The sequence below is a fragment of the Saccharothrix hoggarensis genome (assembly GCF_042678885.1).
Lineage (GTDB): Bacteria > Actinomycetota > Actinomycetes > Mycobacteriales > Pseudonocardiaceae > Actinosynnema > Actinosynnema hoggarensis.
Window position 1 is genome coordinate 1 of record NZ_JBHTLK010000334.1, and the last position, 5160, is coordinate 5160.

General features: G+C 74.4%; 4 protein-coding genes and 1 pseudogene. 4 read left to right on the top strand and 1 reads right to left on the bottom strand.

The features are described from left to right. The 4 genes and pseudogenes from ACFQ3T_RS34000 to ACFQ3T_RS34015 all read left to right on the top strand — a co-directional run. Positions 1–406: pseudogene (locus ACFQ3T_RS34000) on the top strand (tetratricopeptide repeat protein); the annotation flags it as partial. Between the two features lie 22 nt (positions 407–428). After that, positions 429–758, top strand: coding sequence for a hypothetical protein (locus tag ACFQ3T_RS34005; protein WP_380729821.1), 330 nt, complete (start codon positions 429–431; stop codon positions 756–758). Between the two features lie 37 nt (positions 759–795). Next, complete coding sequence (gene secD, locus ACFQ3T_RS34010) at positions 796–2973, top strand: protein translocase subunit SecD (protein ID WP_380729823.1); 2178 nt, start codon at positions 796–798, stop codon at positions 2971–2973. 41 nt (positions 2974–3014) lie between these two features. Next, the gene (locus tag ACFQ3T_RS34015; protein ID WP_380729824.1) at positions 3015–4175 is read left to right on the top strand and encodes a lactate 2-monooxygenase; all 1161 of its coding nucleotides are present in this window, start codon (positions 3015–3017) and stop codon (positions 4173–4175) included. Here the strand turns inward: ACFQ3T_RS34015 and ACFQ3T_RS34020 are convergent. Then, positions 4147–4965 carry an ESX secretion-associated protein EspG gene (locus ACFQ3T_RS34020; protein WP_380729827.1) on the bottom strand — a complete coding sequence of 273 codons (819 nt, stop codon included), beginning with the start codon at positions 4963–4965 and terminating at the stop codon, positions 4147–4149. The genes ACFQ3T_RS34015 and ACFQ3T_RS34020 overlap by 29 nt on opposite strands. Positions 4966–5160: the final 195 nt, after the last annotated feature.

Sequence of the window (5160 nt, forward strand, 5' to 3'; positions counted from 1 at the left end):
GCCGTCCGCCGAGACCTTCGCCGCCGCGCACGCCCTGGTGGGGCCGGCGCTGTCCCGGCTGGCCGCCCTGCTCGTCGCCGGCGGGCTGCTCCTGCTGCTGGCCGGCATGCCGAAGCCGACGCCGCTGCTCGGGTGGTTCTCCGGCCTGCTGGTCGTCGGCTGCCTCGCCGTCGTGGGGCAACTCCTGCTGCGGGCCCGGCGCGGGGTGCGGCGGGCGTTGGTCCGGCTGCCCCGGCACCGGCCCGGGATCGCCATCGTCCTCGCGCTGTTCGGCCTGTCCGCGCTCGTGCTCCTCGGGTGGACGGTGGCGCTCTTCCTCGGCGCGACGACGATGCAGCCGCTCGTGGTCGCCTGGCTCTGCGCGCTGCTCGGCGGAGCCGTGGTCGTCCTCGGCGGCGGTCGCTAACCTGGACGTCGAGGAGGGGCGGATGACCCGACGCGCGGTGCTCGCGATCCTGGCGTTGATCGCGGGTTTCGTCGTGTCCGGACCCGGCCCCGCCACCCCCGTCGACGTCGTCGCCGTCTCCGCCACCGTGGACGGCGCCCACCTGCCCGGCGCGGCCACCCGAGGCGCCAACGCCGTGCACCCCGTGCAGGTCCACGTCGGCCAACCGCTGGACGGCGTGCAGCCCGCCGTCCACGTCACCCCCGCGCCGCCCGTCCGGGTGGACGTCCTCGACCCGACCCACCGCGACCCCGAGCGGATCGGCCGGACCCCTCTCGGCGACCGCGCGCCGCCCACGACCTCCGGTAGCTGAACCCACCCCGTTCACCTCATCCGGAGGTCTCTTCACCATGCCGCGCCCCAGCGCGCGGCGAGCGCTCGTCGTCCGTGGGCTGCTTGCCCTCGGCGTGCTCGCCGCGTCCACGTTCACCCTGCTCACCGTCCAACCGCGCCTCGGCCTCGACCTGCGCGGCGGCACCCAGGTCGTGCTGGAGACACCGTCCGAGGCCACGTCCGACGCCACCGACCGCGCGATGGAGGTGCTGCGCCGCCGGGTGGACGAACTCGGGGTCGCGGAACCCGTCCTCGCCCGGTCCGGCGACCACCGCATCGTGGTGGAGCTGCCCGGCGTCCAGGACCCGACCGAGGCCATCGACGTGCTCGGCCGCACCGCCCAGCTGCGCGTGCAGCCGGTGACCGGGCTCGGCGACGTGCCCACGCCCGAGGGTGACGCGATCAGCCTCGGCGACGTCGTCATGACCGGCGAGGGCATCAAGGACGCCCGCGCCACCCCCAACCCGCAGGGCGTCGGCTACCTCGTCGGCGTCGACTTCCAGGGTGACGCCCCGCGGGCGTGGCAGCGGGTGACCGCCGAGGCCGCGTGCTCACCGCCCGGCGACCCGAAGCGGCGGGTGGCGTTCGTGCTCGACGGCGAGGTCGTGTCCGCGCCGCAGGTCGACGTCGGGACGGTGTGCGGCACCGGCATGATCGGCGGCAGCACGCAGATCACCGGCCGGTTCGCCCAGGCCGAGGCCGAGGAGCTGGCCCTGGTGATCCGGTCCGGCGCGCTGCCCGTGCCGGTCGAGGTGGTCGAGCAGCGGACCGTCGGCCCGACGCTCGGCGCCGAGGCGATCGAGGCGAGCGCCCGTGCGGCGATCATCGGCGTCGCGCTGACCGGGCTGTTCCTGGTCTTCGTGTACCGGCTGGCCGGGCTCGTGGCCGTGCTGGCGCTCGGCGGGTACGCGGCCCTCGCGTACGCCGCCATGCTCGCGATCGGCGCGACGCTGACGTTGCCGGGGTTGGCCGGGTTCGTGCTGGCCATCGGCATGGCCGTGGACGCCAACGTGCTCGTGTTCGAGCGGTCGCGCGAGGAGTACGCGCGGCGCAAACGCCTGCCCCGGTCCGTCGACCAGGGTTTCCGCGGCGCGCTGAGCGCGGTCGCCGACTCGAACGTCACCACGCTGCTCGCCGCCGGCCTGCTGTTCTGGCTGGCGACGGGTCCGGTGAAGGGGTTCGGCGTCACGTTGTCGATCGGCGTGCTGGCGTCGTTGTTCAGCGCGTTGGTGCTGAGCCGGGTGCTGTTGCAGCTCGTCATGCCGCTGCTGGAACGGCGGCCGCGGTGGAGCGGCCTGCACTCCCTCGGCCGCGTCCGCACCTGGCTCACCGCGCGCGGCATCACCCTGTTCCGGCGTCCGGGCCGGTGGCTGGCGGCCGCCGGGCTCGTGCTGCTCGCCGCCGTCGCCGGGCTGGTCGTGCGCGGGCTGGAGCTGGGCGTCGAGTTCACCGGCGGACGGGTGCTGGAGTTCACCGCGGCCTCGCCGGACGCCGGCCGCGTGCGCGCCGAGCTGGCGTCGGCCGGGTTCGCCGACGCCGTCGTGGTCACCTCCGGCTCGGACGGCGTGTCCGTCCGCACGGGTCCCGTCGACTCGGCCGCCGCCGTGCGGCTCGGCGAGGCCGTCGACCGGGCCACCGGCGGCGCGGAGCAGGTGAGCAACGAGCTGATCGGCCCCAGTCTCGGCTCCGAGCTGCGGCGCAACGCGGTGGTCGCACTGGCCATCGCGGTGGCCGCGCAGCTGGTGTACCTGGCCGTCCGGTTCGACTGGCGGCTCGGCGTGGCCACGGTGGTCGCGTTGGTGACGGACGTCGTCGTGCTCGTCGGCGTGTTCGCGTGGCTGGGCAAGACGGCCGACGCCGTGTTCCTGGCAGCGCTGCTCACCGTCATCGGGTACTCGGTCAACGACTCGGTGGTGGTGTTCGACCGGGTGCGCGAACTGCGGCGGACGCGTGCGCCGTTCCCCGAGGTGATGAGCACCGCGGTGCTGCAAACCCTGCCGCGGACCGTGAACACCGGCATCGGCGTGCTGTTCGTGCTGGCCGCGCTGCTCGTCCTCGGCGACGGCTCGCTGGCCGACTTCGCCACCGCGCTGCTGATCGGCCTGGTCGCCGGCACCGTCTCCACCGTGCTCACCGCGGCCCCGGTGGCGATCGCGCTGGAACGTCGTCTGTCGCTTGTGGACAAGCGCCGCTGAGGTCCCTCCCGAAACGCGCGCCCGTGTAGCAAGGTGGACCCATGACGGGATTCGCCACGTACCAGAACGAGATCTACCTCCAAGGCCTGGCGGGGAACGTGCCGCCGTTCACCACCGACCCCGAGGGGTTGGAGGAGTCCGCTCGGGAGCGGTTGGGGCCCGGGCCGTTCTGGTACGTGGCGGGTGCGGCGGGGTCCGGGGCCACCGCACGGGCCAACCGGGAGGCGTTCGACGACTGGCGGATCGTGCCCCGGATGCTGACCAACGCCACGGAACGGCACCTCGGGACGTCCTTGCTGGGCACGGACATGCCGGCGCCGGTGCTGCTCGCGCCGGTCGGCGTGCAGTCGATCCTGCACCCGGACGGCGAGCTGGCGACCGCGCGCGCCGCCGCGGAGCTGGGGGTGCCGTTCGTGCTGTCCACCGCCGCCTCGCACACGATCGAGGAGGTCGCCGAGGCCGCCGGCGACGCCGCCCGGTGGTTCCAGCTCTACTGGCCCAACGACCCGGACGTGGCGGCGAGCATCCTCGACCGGGCGCGCAAGGCCGGGTACCGGGTCCTCGTCGTCACGCTCGACACGTGGACGCTCGCCTGGCGCCCGCACGACCTCGACCGGTCGTACCTGCCGTTCCTGCGCGGTGTCGGCACGGCGATCCCGTTCTCCGACCCGGCGTTCCGGGCCGGTCTCGCCGCGCCGCCGGAGGAGGACCTGCCGATGGCGATCCTGCGGTGGGTGCAGCTGTTCACCGGCACCGACAAGTCGTGGGACCAGCTGGCGTTCCTGCGCGAGCACTGGGACGGGCCGATCGTGCTCAAGGGCATCCAGCACGTGGACGACGCGCGCAAGGCCGTCGACGCGGGCGTGGACGGGATCGTCGTCTCCAACCACGGCGGACGGCAGGTCGACGGCGCGGTCGGGTCGCTGGAGGTGCTGCCGGAGATCGCGGACGCCGTCGGCGAGCGGGTCGAGGTGCTGTTCGACTCCGGCATCCGCAGCGGCGCGGACATCGTCAAGGCGCTGGCGCTGGGCGCGAAGGCCGTGCTCGTCGGCCGCCCGTTCGCCTACGGCCTGGCGCACGGCGGGCAGGTCGGCGTGCGGCACGTGCTGCGCGGCCTGCTCGCCGACTTCGACCTCACCCTGGGCCTGTCCGGGCACCGCAGCCCGGCCGAGCTCAACCGCGAGGTGCTGCGTCGGCGTTGAGCTGCCGCAACCGGTTCTGCACGGTGGCGAAGTCGGCCGGCTGCACGGTGAGCCACGTCGTGCCGTCGCGGCCGGGCGCCTTCGCCGACAGGTACCGGCCGGTGACCGTGTCGAAGTACGTCAACGGCGCCGCGCACCGCTGCTTGCGGCCGAACCGGTCACGGCGCGCCGCGTACAGCTGGCCGCCGCCGAGCCGTTCCTCGGCCAGCAGCTTGCGCACCTGCTGCACCTCGGTCACGTGCGCGCCGGTCGGCCGGCTGGACTGGAGGAACGACCCGCCGTCCTCGTCCGGTCGCGGCTGGCGCGGCCGGTCGGTCAACGCGTCGGCGGGCAGCGACAGCACGCCGCCGCGGCCCGGTTTCGCCTCCGGCAGCGCCGACACGAGCGACGGCACGACGTCCTCGACCCGCACCGGCTCCAGCACGAAGTGCTTGTCCGCCCGCAGCACCACGCGCAGCGCCTCGTCACCCGACTGCGCCACGAGCGCGGTGCGCGTGTCGTCGTCGCCCTGGTTGAAGAACGCGTAGTACTCGACGGAGGCGTCGGCGATCAGGCGCAGCGACCGGCTCAGGTCGGGGTGCACCTGCCTGCCGCGCGCCAGCCCCAGCCGTTCCAGCTCGGCCCAGCCGCGGCTCGCGAGGTCCGCCAGACCCGAGAGGTCGCCCTCGGCGAGCCGGCCCTCGTCGAAGTCGACCTGCGTCAGCAGCGCGTTGTGCAACGTCGGCAGACCCTCGGCCTGCCAGGCGTTGTAGAGCGCGACGACCGGGATGGCGACCCTGGTGCGCAGCACGTTCCCCCCTGTTCGCGTTCAGCTACTCGCCGATGACCGGCGGGGCGACCATCGTGCCGTCACCGAAGATGTCCTCGGTCTCCTGCAGGTACGACGCGGCCTTGTGCTCCTTGTCCTCGTCGCCCTGGCCCCCGCCCGCTCCGGCGCCCATGCCCGCGCCCATGCCGGCCGCACCCACGCCGCCGCGACCGGCCG

Coding starts and splice junctions, on each gene's coding strand:
- ACFQ3T_RS34005 (WP_380729821.1), top strand. CDS start 429: ATGACCCGACGCGCGGTGCTCGCGATCCTGGCGTTGATCGCGGGTTTC.
- secD (WP_380729823.1), top strand. CDS start 796: ATGCCGCGCCCCAGCGCGCGGCGAGCGCTCGTCGTCCGTGGGCTGCTT.
- ACFQ3T_RS34015 (WP_380729824.1), top strand. CDS start 3,015: ATGACGGGATTCGCCACGTACCAGAACGAGATCTACCTCCAAGGCCTG.